Here is a 19,308-nt window from a genome sequence, read left to right on the forward strand (position 1 = left end):
CCTTTTTCTTTTTATTCTCCCATAAGTAGCCAAAATTTGCTATAAAATATTAGAACATCCGCTTAGTTTCCTGATTTTTTTCCGATACTTCTTAGTTGTTGTCTTACTTTTATAAAAATTCAGAAAAATTTTATAAAAATGTAAATAGGAAGAAAACGTATGGTACTTCAATTTGTGTGAGGATCTTGTAAAACATTCTTTATTTTTTTAGCGAATCAGTGGAAAAATTTTGAAATTTTGTTAAAATGAAAGGTAATTCGGAGTAACTATATTAAATAGGAAGTAAGGCGGAAAATGATAAAGGGAATTGGTATTGACGCAGTAGAATTAAGTCGGATAAAACCGATTGTTGAAAAACAAGGATCGTTTATTCAACGGGTTTTAACACCTAACGAATTGACCCTTTTTGAAAAGTTATCTACAAAACGTCAAATAGAATTTTTAGCTGGTCGTTTTGCTTGTAAAGAAGCGTTTTCTAAAGCATGGGGCACAGGGATTGGTAAAGTTGGTTTACAAGATATTGAGGTGCTGACTGAAAAGACAGGTGCACCGTACGTAGCAAATTCGCCCCATAATGGTAAAGTGTTTGTCTCGATTACGCACACAGATACTATGGCGATTGCACAAATTGTTTTAGAAAGCGAATAACAGAAGCAACGAAGAAAGAAGGATGTACAATGGTCGTTGGATGGCATCGTCCTACACGGTTACATATCGATACGCAAGCAATTACTGAAAATGTCCAAAATGAATGTCAACGTTTGCCAGAAGGAACTGCTTTATTTGCGGTTGTGAAAGCGAACGGCTATGGGCATGGCGCCGTAGAATCCGCCAAAGCGGCGAAAAAAGGTGGCGCGACAGGTTTTTGTGTCGCCTTATTGGATGAAGCAATTGAATTGAGAGAAGCAGGTGTTCAGGACCCCATTTTAATTTTGAGTGTGGTAGACTTAGCTTATGTGCCTTTGTTGATTCAATATGATTTATCTGTAACGGTAGCTACACAAGAATGGTTAGAAGCTGCTCTTCAACAACTAACGCCTGAGAGTAACACGCCATTACGTGTTCACTTAAAAGTCGATACTGGCATGGGACGGATTGGCTTTTTAACCCCAGAAGAGACTAAGCAAGCAGTGCGGTTTGTTCAATCCCACAAAGAATTTTTATGGGAAGGGATTTTCACTCATTTTTCAACAGCTGATGAAATCGATACAAGCTATTTTGAAAAACAAGCAGGGCGTTTTAAGGCTGTTCTAGCAGTTTTAGAAGAGTTACCTCAGTATGTCCATGTTAGCAATAGTGCGACAGCGTTATGGCATCCTGATGTGCCAGGAAACATGATTCGCTATGGTGTAGCCATGTATGGGTTGAACCCTTCAGGTAATAAGCTGGCCCCAAGCTATGCGTTAAAGCCGGCCTTGCGGTTGACCAGTGAACTCATCCATGTAAAACGCTTAGCGGCTGGCGAAGGAATTGGCTATGGCGAAACCTACGTGACTGAATCCGAAGAGTGGATTGGGACAGTGCCAATCGGTTATGCAGATGGCTGGTTGCGTCATCTCCAAGGATTTACAGTGCTCGTGAATGGCAAGCGTTGCGAAATCGTTGGACGAGTGTGTATGGATCAATGTATGATTCGTTTAGCAGAAGAAGTTCCTGTCGGCTCAGTCGTTACATTAGTTGGAAAAGATGGCAATGAAGAAAATACGTTACAAATGGTAGCCGAAAAATTAGAAACCATTCATTATGAAGTTGCATGTACTTTCTCACAAAGAATCCCCAGAGAATATAACTAGATAGGAGGTTCCACTATGGTCAAACGCGGAGATATTTATTTTGCAGACCTTTCCCCAGTAGTGGGCTCGGAACAAGGTGGCGTCAGACCTGTCCTTGTTGTCCAAAATAACTTAGGTAATCATTTTAGCCCAACGATTATCGTTGCGGCGATCACAGCCAAAATGGCAAAGCCAAAATTGCCAACACATATCGGGATTAATTCTGATGAAACAGGCATTGAAAAAGATTCAGTGATTCTTTTAGAGCAGATTCGAACAATCGATAAGGGCCGCTTGAAAGAAAAAGTTTGTCATTTGAGACTTGATATTATGGAAGAAGTTGATCGTGCCTTAGGCATCAGTGTTGGACTTAGTAGCGATTCAGCCCCAGCAAAAGCAAATTCAGCTACATAAAGAACGATAGCTACTATGAAATCAACAAAGACGAATTGGATTTTTGAAAAAGCAACTGATTGAATTTGGTTTGCTAAACATAGTTTGAGTAAAAGCGAGAGGGATAGCCAAGTGGCATCTCTCTTGTTTTTTTTGTTTTGTATTTAAAAAATTAAAATATAAATATAAAATTCAAATTTTTATCATCTTATTTTAAATAAAGTTGTTGGCAAGGCTTAAACGGAATGTTACAATCAATACTATATAGAGTTTTTAAAGAGCGTAACAGGTGATTTTACAAGTTTTGATTGTTGAGTGATGACATAAAGGAGATTATATTGGTATGATGATTGTTGTACTTTTAATGAGTAGTTGCTTATTTTTATTTGTAAGCTATCAATTGTATTTGCGATTACTTGTCGAAAAACTGGATTCAGAGGACAGGACATTAAAGAGGAAAATAAATTTCTATAAGTATCAGAAAAATAGTCGTTTAATGATTTATTTATTGTTTAGTGTTTGTCTACTTAGCGTATTATTGTTAGGAATTGTTTATACATATTATCAATTAAATCAACGAAATATCCGCATGGAACAGCGGATCGAGCGTTTGGCACAGGGCCAAGCTACTCAAGGTGACAAAATAAAAAAACAAGCGATTAAAAAAACAGCCTTAAACCAGTTTCCCTGGAAGCAAGCTGTTTCGACAGAATCGGCCGCTGTCTTGACTAATTATGAATTACAATTAGCGCGTGAATGGCGTCCTTACTTCGGAGAGACGAGTATCACAATAATTAGAAGTGAAAAAACACAAACCTTGACACTGTCTGTTTTTTCAGTTGGCTTAAGTTACCCTGAATTTCAAACAGCCCAAGACAATATTTTAGCACTTATTTCAGCATTGGATTCAGTCAAAGAAATTACCATGATTGATTTTAATTTTACTTATCGAGATCAAGAGCAAACCCTTGTCAAATCCATTGATACGTATGCTCGTGAGACACTTGAAACAAATTTGGAGCCTGTCGTGATTAGTTAAAAGGACGAGAGAAAGGACATATAAATGACAAAAAGACGTTTAATCAAAAAAATTAAAGATATTTCGGATGATACGCTTGAAAAAGAAGTCTTTTTTCAGCCAGGATTCGAACCAGAAAAAATAATTAGCGGAATCAAACCAGAACAACAGGAAAAAGAAATGGCGACGTTAAGAGAAAGGCTCGCCTACTATCAGAAAAAAGAAACAGCCTTTAAAAAACTTCAAGAAGAAAATGAGCAATTAAAGAACCAACAAGAAACGGAAAAACAAGCATTAGAAGAAAAAAATCAGGCATTACTTGAAACACTAAATCAAAAAGAACATGAAATTTTTGAATTGGAAGAGCAACTGGAAACAGACAGTGAAACCACGACAGAGGCTACTACTCTTCAAACAAATCTGCAAAACGCAGAAAAACAATTAACCACTGTACATAATCAAATGGAACGTTTAGAAAGTGAATTAACGCAGCAAGTGGCAGAATTAGAAAAAGAATCGGCTGAACAGCAACAACATATCCAGACATTATACAACCAGTTAGCAGAAGAAAAAGGAAAGTTGGAGAAAAAAGGGGATATTACAGGAATGGAAAAGCAAGTAGAAACGTTAACGACAGAATTAGAAGAAAGCACAACGACTCAACAAGCATTGCAGGAACAAATTGAAAAACTAACTGTACAATTACAAAAAGTAGAAGCCGAAAAACAAACCTTACAAGAGGCTGCCCAACAAGAAGTGATTGTGCAACAACGCATGGAGGAGTTAAAGAATGAGCTTCAGAATAGTTTACAGCAAAAAAATGAAGCGGAAGTAAAATTAGGGCGACTGCAAGGTGTCAATGACAAACATCTTGCTGAAAAGCAAGTTTACGAAGGGGAATTAGCTGCTCTAAGAAAAGAAGTAGAGTCCAAAGAAGACAGTTTGGAACAAGTTCAAAAAGAATTGAAGACACTACAAGCCGTTTCAAAAAATATTGAACCGAGTAGTGAGCAGTTAACAGAACTGCTACGCGCAAAACAGCAAATTAACGATTTATTAATGAAAAATCAGCAATTACAAGAAGAGGCTTTAAAATCGCAACAAGAAATTGGCGAAGTGATGGTTTCTGCCAAAAAAGAAGCCAATCGGATTGTTAATGAAGCGAAAGTAGAAGCAAAACACCTAATCAATTCTGCAGAATTAGAAATGTTAAATATTGGTAATCGAGCGAAAAGTATTTCGAATGAAGTCGAAGCGTCAAAAGTAGAAGTACTTGAGATTTATCGCGAATTAGAGGAACGCTTAACTAAACTGACACGTCTTGAACAAGATAATTATTAATAAAATGGTCAGTAAAAAGTTAATGGGAGCAAGGAAACTACATTGTCTTGGAGTCCTTTTTTTAGCTGTTACACTAAGTGGCTCTGCAGAACGATTACAGGCTGCTGTTGTCTCAAAGGAAGAGCAGTCACTAAGGCAACCGCTTATCAGGAAAAACATAGTAACAGAGAAGAGCGAATATCTTGTACAAGCAAATCAAAGTATCTGGGAGCTGGCACAAGATGCGCAGAAACCACTGAATCAGTTTATGAAGGAGAACCAGTTACGTAGTAGTTATATAAAAAAAGGAACGCAATTAGTCAAATAGAAAAAAGGAGTAAAGAAAGGAAAAGTTTATTTAAGGAGCTTTTCCTTTTAAGAAAACGATGGAAGAATGGATAAAGCCAGTTATGCGAACAATTTGCCACATTAAGCGCGCCTTCTTGAAGCAAAAGTTGCCTGCGACATATCAGCTAAAAAAGCAAAAGACTAACAAAGCAACGGAATATTTGCTTGAGCAAACAGATAACCATCGATCAATAAGAGGACCGCAAAGAAAAATGACCGCTGAAGAGATTAAAAAAAAGCGGCAAGCCTACCAAAAGAAACAACGCATCCAAGTCGTTAAATTTTTTATGCCAGCTATTCTTTTCGCCATTTTTGTGTTCTTTTTTGTGTTAAAGACATCTAGCTACCCAATTGCTGGGCAATCCATGAAGCCGACACTTAACGAAGGGGAACGAGTCTTAGTACAACGGACGAAGCAAGTAACAAGGTACGATGTGATTGCATTTAAAGCACCGCTAGCTAACAAAGGTACGTACGTCAAGCGAATTATCGGGGTTCCTGGTGATCGAATTTGGGTAAATGAGGGAAAACTTTATCTTTCAGAAGAACCTATAGCAAGCGATAATGAGGCACTGCCTGAGAATGCCAGTCGTTTTGACTTATCAGAAGAAGCAGCAGCCCAACTTCACCTATTTCAGAAGATTCCAGCCGGTCATTACTTTGTCTTAGGGGACAATCGTACGCATTCAAGTGATAGTCGTACGTTCGGCTTTGTCGAGATACAGACGATTGAAGGCATCGTGGTGTTTAAAATGGCGCCGTTTAAGGAAATAGGGAAAGTAAAATAAAAAGCTTAAGTCAGCCATCTGAGAGTCGGGCACTTAAGCTTTTCTTATTAGAGATTATTTACCCAATAACAATTGAATGATTTTTTCAATTGATTGCAGGTCATAACGATTACTAATATCCGAAAAAATATAGTAATGGTCATACTGGGCAACGAGCGGTTCATTATTGGTATTCATTAAAAGCAAATCATAATGGTTTTCTGCGTTGTAAGGCTCAATTTTCAGCGGATATTTTCCAGCGATACTCTGTTGTATTTTTTGTGCTACCAACTCGCTATAGGCACTGCTCAGTGAGTGATAAACACCAATCGTTATTTTTTTTTCATTTAATTCAGCAATGTGATTCAAAATAAGCGTATAATTAATTTCAGTAAATTGATTTTGGTATTTAGAAATAGTGGCTTCTGTGGCAAAGTTCGTTGTAGCGATTTCCACTAATTCGTAAACTTCACTTTCACTAAAAGGATGACGTAAGACTTTCAAAAGTGACTGAATTGTCCAATAATCAAAGGGTAAAATAAATCCAGAAAAATAGTAGAGTTGCGCATGTAATTGAAAAAGTAAATTTTCAATATAAAGTAATCGAATAGGCAGTACGTAATGAGATAGATAACCATGTGCTTTAAGATACGTTAAAATAACTCGGTTCATTTCGTTAAGATACGTTTTTTCGATTCGTTGTTGTTTTGCTAAACGAAAGGCGAAAGCAGCATTCGCAGAATAATTATGCATGGAACAAAAAAAGTCATAAAACATATAGGCTTCGTTGCTTGTATATGGACGGTCGATTCTTTTCATATATGTATGTATAGATAAATTAATTTCTTCAAATAAAGGTCGATCGAGTTGGGCATCCTGTGGACTAATCGTTGGCAGGGGTTCTAAAATCATGCGACGAAAAGAAATTTTCATCCAAAGTTTAATTTGGAGAATTTCTGTATGATCAAAGGTAATTCTGGGAATTTCTTGTAATATCTCAATTAATCCTAGGTATTGATTGGCCAGCTCTTTTTCCAAATCTGTTTTTTCTTCAAAGATAAACCAGAAAAAATTAAAAAAGAAAAAGCGAATTTGTTTTTCTTCGCCAACAAGTTTTCCTCGTTTGATACGTAAATTAAACTCATTGAGTAAATCATTTAATTCAACAATTTTTCGATAATACGTAGCAGAGCTAATGGCATAATTCTGTTGAAAATACCCGCCATTTATTTCATTCTTATGGAAGAGCTGCTGGACCATGTGAAACTTAATAGATTTATCCAAGAACAACATGATCATTGATTTCATGGAAAAGGTTGGTGCTTTGTTTAGATAAAGGGTATCACCTAATGCAGTCACGGTGAGGCTTTCTTGAAGTTGCTCTTCTTTCAAAAATTGCTCTAAAAAAGAAAGGTATTCATTCAATGTTGGTAAACTAATATTGAAAAAATCTATTAATTCATTTCGTGTTGCTTGGCCTTTATTATTATATAGGAATAATAAAATATCATTCATATAATCATAAGGTTTCTCTAAAAAATCTCTTTTTAACATCGTTGCTCACCTCTCTTTTAAGAATACTGCATCTATGATAAAATGGCAATAAACAACTGATAAAAAGATTGCTTTTTGAAGTGTTTTTTATTATCATTGAAAAAAAGAAATAAAAGAAAAAAACAAAGCATTTAAATGACAACAAAATAATTAAAATGAAGGAGCGACAGAATATGAACAGCGTAGTGAATTTTAGAGATATCGGAGGATTTCCAACGAAACAAGGCACATCCGTCAAGACAGGGCATTTTTTTCGGAGTGGGGAACTCGTTAATGTTGCACAAGAGGATCAACAGATGCTAGTAGAGGATTATCAAATTAAACGGATTTATGATTTTAGAAGTGCAGCAGAAACGCAAGAACGACCAGATGATTCAATTCAAGGAACCAACTATTTACATATAGATATTTTGGCCGATATTCAGGCACAGACCGCTTCATTAGAAGGAATGCTTAAAACGGTTGGTTCACCCGATGCAGCAATGGACATGGCTTATAAAGAGATGGTTCTTTCCAATTCGGGCCGCAAAGGTTACCAAACATTTTTTGAAAACTTTTTAAGTTATCCACAGGAAGCTATTTTATTTCATTGTTTCGCAGGAAAAGATCGAACAGGAATCGGTGCAGCCTTGATATTAAGTGCTTTAGGTGTGGAACATTCATATATTTTAGAAGATTATTTAAAGACGAATGAGCAAAGAAAAGCCGCTAACGAGCAGATTATTGCACAATATCAAGCAAATGGAACCTCTTCAGCAGAAATTCAACAATTAGAAACGATGCTTTATGTGAAAAAAGAGTACTTAGCGACCGCTTTACAGGCGATTGAAAAAGAATTTGGTTCGGTAGAGGGCTATTTAAAAGAGGGACTCGGCTTACCTTTATCCGCCAAAAAAGACATGCTAAGTCTGTACACAAAATCATAGATCCTAAAAAAAGGACTATCCTTTCTAAAAAAGAAGTTTTATAATAGAAAAGAATCTGTTTGTAAGGAGGGATAGGGAATGAAAGAAGGACAAGAACAATTCTTAACGTTCATACTAGATCGAACAAAAGAAGATAAAAAAGAAAAAATGCAAGCGCTACTTGCAGAAATGTTTGAACGCCAACAAACAGGCAAACTAGATAAAATGTACTTGATGACAAAAGCACCAAAACTTTTGGCTTATTTAAAACCAGAAGCCATTGATGAAGTTAAACAAGTCGTTTCGGAATTTTCTAAAAATATGAAATAAACAATCTTAGCTTGAACTTACGACATTTTAAAAATGTGTCGTAACATTCAAGCTTTTGTTTGTTATTCTCTTGTATTTTATGCTAAAGTTATTCAGGCACAAAAAAAAGCAGGTGATTTTATGAAACATATAAAAAATACATGGGAACTATTTATTTTAGATTGGAAAAGAATTTTTAAAAACCCAGTAGCAACATTTTTGATTGTTGCCTTAATGATTATTCCATCATTATATGCATGGTTTAACATTAAAGCACTATGGGATCCGTATTCAAATACAGGAGAGTTACCAATAGCGGTCTATAGTGATGACCAAACAGCAACTTTTCAAGATAAATCGGTCAATATTGGTGATGAAGTCTTGAAAAACTTGAAGAAAAACAAGCAATTAGGTTGGCGTTTTGTTGATTCGAAAAAGGAATTAGACAAAGGGGTCCAATCAGGAAAATATTTTGCCGGGATTTATTTACCTAAAGATTTTTCCAAGGATTTGCTAAGTTTTACTTCTGGTGATATCAATAAACCTAAAATTGAATACTCAATTAACGAAAAAATTAATGCAATTGCGCCGAAAATTACGTCAAAAGGCGCTTCTTCCATTCAGTCACAAATTTCGGAAGAATTCATTAAAACGGCAAGTAGTACGTTAATCAAAACATTCAATGATATTGGCTATGATATTGATAAAAACATGGTCAGCATTCAAAAAGTTAAGAGCATGATTTTAGATACAGATGCCAACATTGGAACCATTGATACGTATGCAAAACAAGTCACAGACTTACATGGTAAGATGCCTGAGCTAAAAGAAAAATTAGCGAAAGCCAACGATGCGATGAAATATTTACCTGAAGTTGATGCTTTAGGAGAGAAGATTGTTGAGCTAAATGGCAAAATGCCAAGCATCAAAGAGCAAGCTAGTGTTATTTTGACGTTACAAGAAAAAATTCCAGAAATTCAAAACGCTGGCCGACAAATTGCTATGATTGATGAAGACTTTGCCTCTGTGGAACAAACAATGAGCGAAGGAATCCAAGAAGCAAAACAAGGATTAGAAATCATTCAACAAGTTCAAACGGCGTTACCAGATATTCGTAAACTAGGTGATCAAGCCAATGATTTAGGGAATGTCACATTAGATGGCGCTAATAAATTGCAAGAGGCGTTACCAAGCATTACGAATAGCGTTGAAGTGACTTTGAAATCTATCCAGCAAGTTGCTACAACAACAACTTCCGTAGTCGCTACTATTCGTCAAGCGTTAGATGATGGACAGTTAACGCCAGAAGAAAAACAACATATTAATGAAGTAGTACAAGATTTCACAACTAATATCCAACGGCAACAGCAAGCAATTAACGACATTATTGCGTTTATGAAACAACTCCAAGAAAATGCTGGTAATCATGACTTAGATGGTGCGATTGCTCAATTAAGCCATGTAAATGATTTATTAACAGATTTTAGCAATCGCTTGAATCAATTAAATGCTTTAGTCCAAGCGGGTGATATCTCTGGAGTACAAAATTATTTAAATGAGATTGACGCAATGGCAACTAATATTTCTAATATTGTGGGCAGTGTTGATGTAAACGGAATTAGTAATACCGTTTCAACCATTTTAAACAAATTAACCAGTACAATCCAAAACGCTCAAGGCCAACTAAACAAAGCACAACAAATTGACTTTGAAGGATTATTGAGCTCAACAAGTCAAACGGTCACTAATGCGATTTCTTTATTAGAAAAATATCAAGCCGAAATGCCGGCAATTAAACAAGAAATTCATGATGCGAATACGATGTTGAATGGCAATATGGAAACCATTGTCAATGGCATTAATCGTGGTGCTGATTTGTATAAAAACGATTTACCAGTCATTCAAGACAAAGTCAGCAAAGCGGCAGCCTTTATGCAAAATGACTATCCAGGTATCCGAAAAGATTTAACGAATACCTTGAAAACAGTCAATGAGAAAATGCCAGATGTTGAAGCGGCCTTAGACAAAGCCAACGAGCTGATTATTAATGATTGGCCAAATATCAAAACAGGATTACACAAAGCAGCGAATGCAATCCGTAAAGGTGAAAAAGAAGTTGATTTAGGTGAAATTCTTAAATTACTAAAATTAGATGCCAATAAAGAAAGTGACTTCTTTACACAACCAGTTGAAGTCAAAGAACATGCTGTTTATCCGATTGCTAATAATGGTTCGGCAAGTACGCCATTCTATACAGCTTTGTGTTTATGGGTTGGCGCTGTGTTATTCTCAAGTGTTGCGACAACGGATGTTTATCTCGAAGGAAAAGATAAAAAACGCTTCTCTAAACGGGAACAATTTTCAGCACGGATGTTTACCTTCATTGTCATGGGGATTGGTCAAGCACTGATTGTAACCTTAGGTAATTACTTTGCGTTAGGCGTAGATGTTCGTAATCCAGCGTATAGTGTCTGGTTTGCTGTATTGATTGCCATTACGTTTATGATAATGGTTTATGTGCTCGTTGCTCTCTTTGGCAATGTAGGGAAAGGAATTGCGATAATAATCTTGGTACTATCCATCTCTGGTGGGGGTGGGAACTACCCAATTCAAGTCTCAGGTAAATTCTTCCAAATGATTAATCCGTTCTTGCCGTTTACGCATGCCGTGAACTTGCTAAGGGAATCAGCAGGAGGCATTTACTGGCCAAATGCTTGGTTTGCAATTTGGATTATGGTGGGGATTTCAGTCGTCTTTAGTATTGGCGGTGCAATTCTTTATCCACATCTGGAACACAGATCGAAAAAATTTGCGGCTTTAGCACAAAAGAGCCATTTATTCCATTAAAAAACAAAAAGCTGAAAACGTCTCTAGCGTTTTCGGCTTTTTGTTTTTCTTTATTTTCAAGGCATCCCTAACAAAGAAGTTTTGGGGGCTCTTGCTTTTGACTTTTTGGCAATGCTAAATAATAAAATCTCCCTCAGAAAGTGAGGTTTTTTGTGTACAAATGTATAAAAAGGTTTTATAGTATTTTTTTAAGAAATAAAAAGTGGGTAGGGGTTGTAAAATGATTCAAGCATTGCTTCAACGATATGAGAAAAAAATTGAACGTCGTAAATTGGAAAAACGAACAGCATTCGGTGCTTTTGCCGGGCGGATTGGGCTTGTTTCTAATTTATTTTTATTCGTTAGTAAATTTATGATTGGCTTGCTTTCAGGTAGTGTTTCAATCATGGCAGATGCCATTAATAGCTTGTCCGATACTATTTCTTCAGTTTTAACATTAGTCGGTTTTTATATTGCTGGTAAGCCAGCGGATAAAGAACATCCCTATGGCCATGAACGTTTTGAATATATTAGTGGAATGCTTGTATCATTAGTGATTACGTTTATTGGATTTGAGTTTCTAACGACCTCCGTTGATCGCATCCTGCATCCAGAATCAATCAAGGTGACACCCATTTTATTTGCTGTTTTAGCTTTGTCAATTGGGATTAAAATTTGGCAAGGGCTGTTTTACAAAAAAGTATCAGCAAAAATTGATTCTCAAGCATTAGTTGCTTCTGCTAAGGATAGCTTTAATGATGTTTATACTACATTAGCTGTTTTGATTTCTGCATTTATTGAAGGCGTCACTGGTTTGCGAATTGATGGATATATTGGTTTTTTTATTGCTGCATATATTATTTATAGTGGCTTGCAGTTAATTCGCGAATTTATTAATGAGTTGATGGGCATGCGTCCGAGCCAAACAGAAATTGATGAAATGAAAAATGTCTTATCAAAAATGGAAACAATTGTAGGATATCACGATTTACTGATTCATAATTATGGTCCCAGCCAAACGTTTGCGTCTGTTCACATTGAAATTGATGATCGCTGGGATTTAAATAAAGCCCATCAGACAATCGATGCGATTGAAGCGAAGTTTAAAGAAGAGTTGGATGTTAATCTTGTTTGTCATATTGATCCAGTGAATTTGTATGACCCAACACAACAATTTGTTCATCAAACAATCAAAAAGATTATTCGTTCTTTTGATGCGTCTTTAAAAGTCCATGATATCCGCTTAGTTACTTATGGTGAAGAACCGAAGATTTTGTTCGACTTGGTTTTGCCTACAGAATCAAAATTATCTGAATTTGAACTGGGTGTGGAAATTCAGCGGCAAGTTTATGAAAAAATTGGTCGTTATAAAGTGGAAATTACCTTCGATCATACGTACTTGTTACAATAAAAGGGAATAATTAACTAAGTTTTCAAGCGTGAGCCAAAAGGTCAAATAGACTTTTAGCTCTCGCTTTTTTGTTTAGAGAATGCAAATCCTTTTGTTATCTAGATTCTCTTGATAAGATAAAGGAAGCGGGGGACTGTAAATGAGTGTCTGATTAAAAAAAAATGGTGATTTTTTTATCTTTTTCAGTAACATAAATCAATTGACTTTTCATTGTGAGAAGCGTAGCATATGGATTTGTTTGATAAAAAATAATGAAAAAAGTGAGCGGGTCACTCTAGAGAAAAGGAGTCGAAAAAAATGGCGGATTTAAAACGACTGTTCATTGGGAAACCATTGAAATCAGCCGAAAATGATGAACATAAATTAAGCAGATTTGCAGCGCTTGCGTTGTTATCTTCTGATGCACTTTCATCCATTGCGTATGGTACAGAACAAATAGTGGTGGTTCTGGTTACTTTGTCGGCGGCTGCGATTTGGTATTCATTGCCAATTGCTGCATTTGTTATTATTTTACTTATTTCTTTAACATTGTCGTACCGACAAATTATTCATGCTTATCCGCATGGCGGCGGTGCATACGTTGTTAGTAGTGAAAACCTCGGCAGAAATGCCGGTTTATTGGCTGGTGGTTCGTTGTTAGTCGATTATATGCTAACAGTAGCCGTTTCAGTTTCAGCGGGCGCAGAGGCGATTATATCGGCGATTCCGGCGTTATATGGGCATCAAGTAGCAATTTCTATTGGGATTGTGATATTGATTACCTTAATGAACTTGAGAGGCCTGCGAGAATCTGCTTCGTTCTTAATGTTGCCAGTGTATAGTTTTATCGCAATTATTACCTTACTGATTGTTGTCGGGCTATTTAAAATTGTGACTGGCGCACAGCCATTGAATGCGACAGCTTTACCAGGAGCCGTGGTTCCAGGAATTTCTATTGCCTTAGTTCTACGGGCTTTTTCATCTGGTTCTTCTTCCTTAACAGGGGTCGAAGCAATCAGTAATGCAGTGCCATTCTTTAAGAAACCACGAGCAAAAAATGCTGCTGGGACGTTAGCGTTAATGGCAACGATTTTAGGGTTCTTCTTCGTGGGGATTACGTTTATTAACTATTGGTATGGGATTGTGCCAAAAGAAGAAGTGACAGTTCTTTCCCAAATTGGGAAAGCGGTCTTTGGTCAAAATATTTTATATTATTTATTACAGTTTGCGACAGCCTTAATTTTAGCGGTTGCCGCTAACACAGGATTCTCAGCCTTTCCAGTTTTGGCTTATAACTTAGCCAAAGATAAGTTTATGCCGCATATGTATATGGATCGTGGCGACCGTTTAGGCTATTCAAACGGTATTTTAACTTTAGCTGCTGGTTCCATTGTTTTATTATTGATTTTCCAAGGTTCCACAGAACGTTTAATCCCATTATATTCAATTGGTGTGTTTATTCCGTTTGCTTTGTCTCAATCGGGGATGGTTGTAAAATGGCGAAAAGAAACTAAAAATTGGTTGCCAAAATCAATTGCTAATATTGTCGGCGCCTTTATCTCTTTCGCAATTATCGCCATTTTGTTTATTTATCGATTAGGGGACATCTGGCCGTTTTTTATTATTATGCCAGTGTTGATTTATGCATTTTATCGGGTCAATACTCACTATAAAAATGTGGCGGAACAGCTACGTTTAGAAGATGGGGCACAGTTACATGAGTTTGACGGGAATACAGTTATTGTTTTAGTAGGGAACGTAACCAAGGCAAATGTCGGCGCCTTGAACTATGCGCGTTCCATTGGTGATTATGTTGTTGCCATGCATGTCTCAATGGATGAAAACGTTGAAAAGGAAAAAGAAATTCAGGAAGAGTTTAAAAAACACTTCCCAGACGTTCGTCTATCAATTGTCCATTCTTCGTATCGCTCACTGCAAAACCCTATCTTACGTTATGTTGATTTAGTTAGTAAAAATGCTACGAAGCATAACTACAGTACAACGGTTTTAGTACCACAATTTGTACCAAATAAACGTTGGCAAAATATTTTGCATAACCAAACAAGTTTACGCTTGCGGATTCGTTTAGCGTGGCGGGAAAATATTATTGTGGCTACCTATAGTTATCACTTGAAAAAATAAATAAAAAAGTCTGCCATTTTGATGGCAGACTTTTTTTATTGACGTAATTGTTTTTGATAAATTCTAGCGCAAGACTGCTCTTCAGTGGTTACCATTGTCAAAAATTCCCAGTCATATCTTTCATAAAAAGTAGTATGGTCTGTAAGCAAATAAAGCTTTTTAAATCCAGAATTAGCAAGAAAATCACCAACTGTTGTTAAAAGAATTCCTGCTAAGCCTTGGTGACGAAATGTTGGTTCGACATACAATGCACAAAGGTTTGGCGTAAGGTCTGCACGATTGTGGAAGTCATTATCAATTACGCCCACGCCTGCAACGATGTCCTGCTGCTTATTCAAGCAGACCCACCAATGTGGTACGTGGTTTTCGCTAGTTAGCATTTCCTGCATACTTGCTTGATACGCTTCAGCGGGGATTTGCCACTTTTGGCTAAACCATTGAGCAGCTGACGGAATTAAGTGTGGCTGTTGGTTTAAATCGATAATAGTATAGTTAGACATTATTGATCTCCTAGATAAAAGAACAGATCCCATTGAAAAGAAACAATGTTGGATCTGCTCTGTATTTTTTATTAATTGGAATGTTTGCTAGCTGGGTCTAAACGACGTTCAATAATCCCTAGAACCCAATCTGTGATAATCGCCATAAAGGCCGTTGGTAAGGCACCGACTAAAATGATAGAAGCACCATCTGTGGCATTGGTTCCACGAATAATAATATCCCCTAAACCACCAGCACCAACGAAAGCACCAATCGCAGTAATCCCGATTGCGACGACTAACGCATTTCGAATACCTGCCATGATGACTGACACAGATAAAGGTAACTCGACCATATAAAGAAGTTGTACTTTTGTCATACCCATTCCTTTACCAACATCTAAAATATTGCGATCTACTTGAATCATGCCAGTGTACGTATTTTTGATGATTGGTAGGAGAGAATAAAGGAAGACCGTTACAACCACCGTGTTGACGCCTAAGCCCATCCCCAACATTAAAATCGAAAGCATTGCCAAAGCTGGTACTGTTTGGATAATGTTCGCTAAACGGATAATCCAGTTGGCTAAGCTACGTTTACGTGAAATCATAATCCCGATAGGAATCCCGACAATTGCAGCAAAGATTACGCCATAAATCGAAATTAAAAAGTGACGTAAAAATTGTTGAAAGACGTAGCCGCCATTTTGTTGGAAATAGTAGATAAATTGTTGGAATAAATTCATATTATTCATCTGTTACTCCCCCTCAAAATAGTTGTTTTCTTTTAAGAAACGTTCGGCTACGACAGCAGGTTCAATTAAATCATTATCTGCTTGATAGTTCAATTCTTGCATTTTTTTGGTAGAAATTTTACCATCTAAGCGATTTAATACATCTTTGATTTCCGGCGTTTCTTTTAATAATTTGTCACTAACCACAGGAGCGGCATCATAAGGCGGGAAGAAGCGCTTGTCATCTTTTAACATGACTAAATCGTAACTACCAATCCGGCCATCTGTTGAGTAACCTAAGATAACGTCCATTTTTCCAGCGTTGACTGCATCGTACACCAAGCCAATTTGCATTGGTAAAATAGATTTAAATTGGAAGTTGTATTCCTTTTTAAAGCCTTCATAACCGTCGCCTTCACGTGTGATCCACGCAGTATCGACACCAGCAACTAATTTGTCTGCGACTTTCCCTAAATCACTGACTGTTTTTAAATTGTATTTCTCAGCCGTTTCTTTTGTAACTAAGAATACATAAGTATTTTCAAATCCATATGAAGGGAACCAAGTTTGTTGATAACGTTTTTCAAATTCTGATTGAACTAGATTGAACGCTTTTTTAGGGTCTTTTTCCGCTGGTAAACCAAGCGTAGTAGTCACGTCAGTACCAGTATAACGAGCTGCAGAAATTGAGGCATCTCCGTTTAACATTGCTTGGTGATTGATGGTAGTAGTGGCTAAGTTGTTAATCACATTTGTTTTTTTATCTGTGTAATGCTCAACCATATCCGCTACAATGCTCCCTAAAATCTGCGCTTCTGAAGTAATCCCACCTGTAATGGCGACAGTGTTATCATCAGAAGTTGAAGCGAGACCAGGTAAAGAACAACCTGCCAATAAAAGTAAACTACTTAAGAAGAGTAAGCTTAACTTGAGTTTCTTTTTCATCATTATTCGCCCTCCCTTAAAGCTTTTGGCGTTAAACGATTTTCTAATAATCCAAGAAGAACATCTGCTAAAAGCGCTAAAATAGTTACCGGAATAGTCCCGCCAAAGATTAATTCTGGCTGATAGTTATTTAATCCACTGAAAATCATATCACCAAGACCACCTGCACCAATATAAGAAGCCAGTGTAGCCCAAGCAATGACATAGACAGCAGCTAAACGAATGCCGGCCATAATTGTTGGCATGGCAATGGGTAATTCAACACTAAAAATAGACTGTAAATTGGTCATGCCCATGCCTTTAGCAACATCTCGGTAATTTTCATCGACATTTTTCATTCCGATATACGTGTTTCTTAAAATAGGTAGAAGGGAATAGATGAATAGCGCGATAATAGCGGGTGTTTTGCCGACACCAAAAATTGGAATCATCAAAGCTAATAAAGCCAACGAAGGAACCGTTTGTAAGGCACTTGTTAAACCAATGACAATATTGGCTACTTTGGGCAAACGTGTTAACCAAACGCCAACGGGCACAGCGATAGCGACCCCTAATAAAAGTGCAAAGAATGAAATATAAATATGTTCAATACTTTTTGAAATCATTTCTGATCCATATTCTTGAAAGAAGCTACTCATTGCTTACGCCTCCTCTTTATCAGTTTCGGACTCGCTTTGTTTTGCTTCTACAGCTTCACTAATCGTTGTTTCATCGCCCCAGATAACATCATAAACAATGTCAACAAGGGAAGCACGTGTTAAGATGCCCACCACTCGTTTTTGTTCATCAACGACTGGCACATATTTTAAGCCACGTTTTAAGATTCTTTGTAAAGCATCACGTAAAAGAGCGGTTTTTTGAACAAAGAAGACATCTTTATTCAAGATATCACCAACACTAGAAGCTTTGCCACGTTGCTGATCTAATGTTTCAACATCGATAAAGCCTTTAAGCACATGGGAATTATCAACAACTAATAAGGTATCAACCCGTTTTTCACGCATCAATTTAATCGCTTCTTGTAAAGATTTTTCCGGCGTGATAGTAATAGCTGAATTTAACATGACTTCATCCACTGTGGTGAAATCAGGTTTGGCTTGTAATAAGCGATCTTCTCCGATGAGTTCTTCTACAAATTCATTGGCTGGATGACGTAAAATATTATCTGGTGTGTCAAATTGAATTACTTTGCCTTCGCTCATAATGGCAATTTTATTTGCTAATTTCAACGCTTCATCCATATCATGGGTAACAAAGACAATCGTTTTTCCTAAACGTTCTTGCAAATCTTTCACTAAATCTTGTAATGAATCACGGGTGATAGGATCTAAAGCACCAAAAGGTTCATCCATTAGAATAATATCTTGATTGGCAGCTAAAGCCCGCACAACGCCGATTCTTTGTTGTTGTCCCCCAGAAAGTTCATTGGGATAGCGGTCCAACATTTCTCGTGGTAACTCAACCAAATCAATCATTTTTTCGGCTATCTTATTGCGTTCTTCCACAGGTACTTTTAATAATTTAGGCACTAAAACGATATTTTCACGAATGGTCATGTGAGGCATCAAGCCGATATTTTGAATGACATACCCAATTTGGCGACGTAACTCTACAGGATTGATTTTTTGAATATCTTGGCCATCAATTAAAATTTTTCCTTTCGAAGGGTCGGTCATGCGGTTAAGCATCCGCATTGATGTCGTTTTTCCACTACCACTTGTTCCGATGAAGCAGATAAATTCACCTTTATCGAAAGACAAATTAATGTCATCGACGGCGACTTTTCCGCCTTTATAAAATTTTGATACATGCTGAAATTCTATCAACTTACTCACCTCAACTAAATATTTTGAAAATGTATCTTATTACTAGTATGCTATAAAAATGCGATTTCGACAAATGTAATCTATTTTTAATGGGAAAAAGAAGGCGGTAAAAATTTTTTAATTCGTTCTAAAAAAAAGAAAAGACAACTATTGTTTAGTAAAAGTTGTCTGAACGAAACAAGATGTTAAAAAGAGTATTCTGAGAAGGGGAAAAAGCCGCTATAACAAAGAAAAGTGTCCTTTATAGCAAGTTGACGGGAGCTGAGTTTTTCATTAGAATGGAAAGAGAACAAGGGAATAAAATAAAAAAAGGCGCTTCATGATTTAGCGGCAACTAAATCACGAAGCCTTGAATAGTCACCTGTGCAAGTGGACCATCAAGTTGCCCGTTCAATCAATGGAAACCATTGATCACTTTTATTTTACTGAATTTTTGAAAAAATTACCAGTTTTTTTAAGAAGTAAGAAGTGGAAGAACGAAGGATGCTTTTTATGGAATGTGCAATGACGTTCAGAAAAATCTGAAGGTCATTTTTTATTCTCTTGTTCAAACATTCAAACATAGGGGAAGAGAGACGGA

18 protein-coding genes are annotated in these 19,308 nt (G+C 36.7%); 12 read left to right on the forward strand and 6 right to left on the reverse strand.

Annotated elements, in window-relative coordinates:
* Positions 1 to 294 precede the first annotated feature (294 nt).
* From acpS to lepB, 7 genes are all read left to right on the forward strand, one after another.
* Positions 295 to 648, forward strand: a complete 354-nt coding sequence (acpS, locus tag IGM13_RS03630; protein ID WP_002355727.1) for a holo-ACP synthase — start codon at positions 295 to 297, stop codon at positions 646 to 648.
* Positions 649 to 677: 29 nt separating this feature from the next.
* Positions 678 to 1,793 carry an alanine racemase gene (gene alr, locus IGM13_RS03635; RefSeq protein ID WP_002419384.1) on the forward strand — a complete coding sequence of 372 codons (1,116 nt, stop codon included), beginning with the start codon at positions 678 to 680 and terminating at the stop codon, positions 1,791 to 1,793.
* 15 nt (positions 1,794 to 1,808) lie between these two features.
* The gene (locus IGM13_RS03640; RefSeq protein WP_002355729.1) at positions 1,809 to 2,186 is read left to right on the forward strand and encodes a type II toxin-antitoxin system PemK/MazF family toxin; all 378 of its coding nucleotides are present in this window, start codon (positions 1,809 to 1,811) and stop codon (positions 2,184 to 2,186) included.
* Positions 2,187 to 2,508: 322 nt separating this feature from the next.
* Complete coding sequence (locus IGM13_RS03645) at positions 2,509 to 3,204, forward strand: hypothetical protein (protein WP_010816360.1); 696 nt, start codon at positions 2,509 to 2,511, stop codon at positions 3,202 to 3,204.
* 24 nt (positions 3,205 to 3,228) lie between these two features.
* A complete protein-coding gene (locus IGM13_RS03650; protein WP_002419382.1) occupies positions 3,229 to 4,524 on the forward strand; it encodes a hypothetical protein in 1,296 nt (431 codons plus the stop codon).
* Positions 4,505 to 4,831: a hypothetical protein gene (locus IGM13_RS03655; RefSeq protein ID WP_002368127.1), complete on the forward strand. Its 327-nt coding sequence runs from the start codon at positions 4,505 to 4,507 to the stop codon at positions 4,829 to 4,831. The genes IGM13_RS03650 and IGM13_RS03655 overlap by 20 nt, the downstream gene beginning before the upstream one ends.
* Positions 4,832 to 4,889: 58 nt before the next feature.
* The gene (gene lepB, locus IGM13_RS03660) at positions 4,890 to 5,639 is read left to right on the forward strand and encodes a signal peptidase I (RefSeq protein ID WP_048945249.1); all 750 of its coding nucleotides are present in this window, start codon (positions 4,890 to 4,892) and stop codon (positions 5,637 to 5,639) included.
* Positions 5,640 to 5,693: 54 nt separating this feature from the next.
* Here lepB and IGM13_RS03665 read toward each other — a convergent pair whose 3' ends face one another.
* Positions 5,694 to 7,172, reverse strand: a complete 1,479-nt coding sequence (locus IGM13_RS03665; protein ID WP_002419380.1) for a helix-turn-helix domain-containing protein — start codon at positions 7,170 to 7,172, stop codon at positions 5,694 to 5,696.
* 173 nt (positions 7,173 to 7,345) lie between these two features.
* Between IGM13_RS03665 and IGM13_RS03670 the strand changes: the two genes are divergently transcribed.
* The 5 genes from IGM13_RS03670 (at position 7,346) to IGM13_RS03690 (ending at position 14,744) form a co-directional block, all read left to right on the forward strand.
* Positions 7,346 to 8,098 carry a tyrosine-protein phosphatase gene (locus IGM13_RS03670; RefSeq protein ID WP_010715057.1) on the forward strand — a complete coding sequence of 251 codons (753 nt, stop codon included), beginning with the start codon at positions 7,346 to 7,348 and terminating at the stop codon, positions 8,096 to 8,098.
* A gap of 78 nt (positions 8,099 to 8,176) precedes the next feature.
* Complete coding sequence (locus IGM13_RS03675; RefSeq protein WP_002355737.1) at positions 8,177 to 8,407, forward strand: hypothetical protein; 231 nt, start codon at positions 8,177 to 8,179, stop codon at positions 8,405 to 8,407.
* Positions 8,408 to 8,527: 120 nt separating this feature from the next.
* Positions 8,528 to 11,233 carry a YhgE/Pip domain-containing protein gene (locus IGM13_RS03680; RefSeq protein WP_080348966.1) on the forward strand — a complete coding sequence of 902 codons (2,706 nt, stop codon included), beginning with the start codon at positions 8,528 to 8,530 and terminating at the stop codon, positions 11,231 to 11,233.
* A gap of 220 nt (positions 11,234 to 11,453) precedes the next feature.
* Complete coding sequence (locus tag IGM13_RS03685; RefSeq protein ID WP_002419378.1) at positions 11,454 to 12,623, forward strand: cation diffusion facilitator family transporter; 1,170 nt, start codon at positions 11,454 to 11,456, stop codon at positions 12,621 to 12,623.
* Between the two features lie 297 nt (positions 12,624 to 12,920).
* Positions 12,921 to 14,744, forward strand: coding sequence for an APC family permease (locus IGM13_RS03690; RefSeq protein ID WP_002379167.1), 1,824 nt, complete (start codon positions 12,921 to 12,923; stop codon positions 14,742 to 14,744).
* Between the two features lie 35 nt (positions 14,745 to 14,779).
* Here IGM13_RS03690 and IGM13_RS03695 read toward each other — a convergent pair whose 3' ends face one another.
* The 5 genes from IGM13_RS03695 to IGM13_RS03715 all read right to left on the reverse strand — a co-directional run bounded on the left by IGM13_RS03695 (position 14,780) and on the right by IGM13_RS03715 (position 18,737).
* Entirely contained in the window at positions 14,780 to 15,244 is a 465-nt protein-coding gene (locus tag IGM13_RS03695) for a GNAT family N-acetyltransferase (protein ID WP_002361333.1), read from the reverse strand.
* Positions 15,245 to 15,315: 71 nt separating this feature from the next.
* Positions 15,316 to 15,978 carry an ABC transporter permease gene (locus IGM13_RS03700; RefSeq protein ID WP_002363261.1) on the reverse strand — a complete coding sequence of 221 codons (663 nt, stop codon included), beginning with the start codon at positions 15,976 to 15,978 and terminating at the stop codon, positions 15,316 to 15,318.
* Positions 15,979 to 15,981: 3 nt separating this feature from the next.
* Complete coding sequence (locus tag IGM13_RS03705; RefSeq protein WP_002355743.1) at positions 15,982 to 16,902, reverse strand: osmoprotectant ABC transporter substrate-binding protein; 921 nt, start codon at positions 16,900 to 16,902, stop codon at positions 15,982 to 15,984.
* A 2-nt stretch (positions 16,903 to 16,904) separates the two neighbouring features.
* On the reverse strand, positions 16,905 to 17,540 hold the full coding sequence (locus IGM13_RS03710) for an ABC transporter permease (protein WP_002355744.1): 636 nt from the start codon (positions 17,538 to 17,540) through the stop codon (positions 16,905 to 16,907).
* A 3-nt stretch (positions 17,541 to 17,543) separates the two neighbouring features.
* The gene (locus tag IGM13_RS03715) at positions 17,544 to 18,737 is read right to left on the reverse strand and encodes a betaine/proline/choline family ABC transporter ATP-binding protein (protein WP_002355745.1); all 1,194 of its coding nucleotides are present in this window, start codon (positions 18,735 to 18,737) and stop codon (positions 17,544 to 17,546) included.
* Positions 18,738 to 19,308: the final 571 nt, after the last annotated feature.

It is taken from the genome of Enterococcus sp. DIV0561 (assembly GCF_050539875.1).
Lineage (GTDB): Bacteria > Bacillota > Bacilli > Lactobacillales > Enterococcaceae > Enterococcus > Enterococcus faecalis.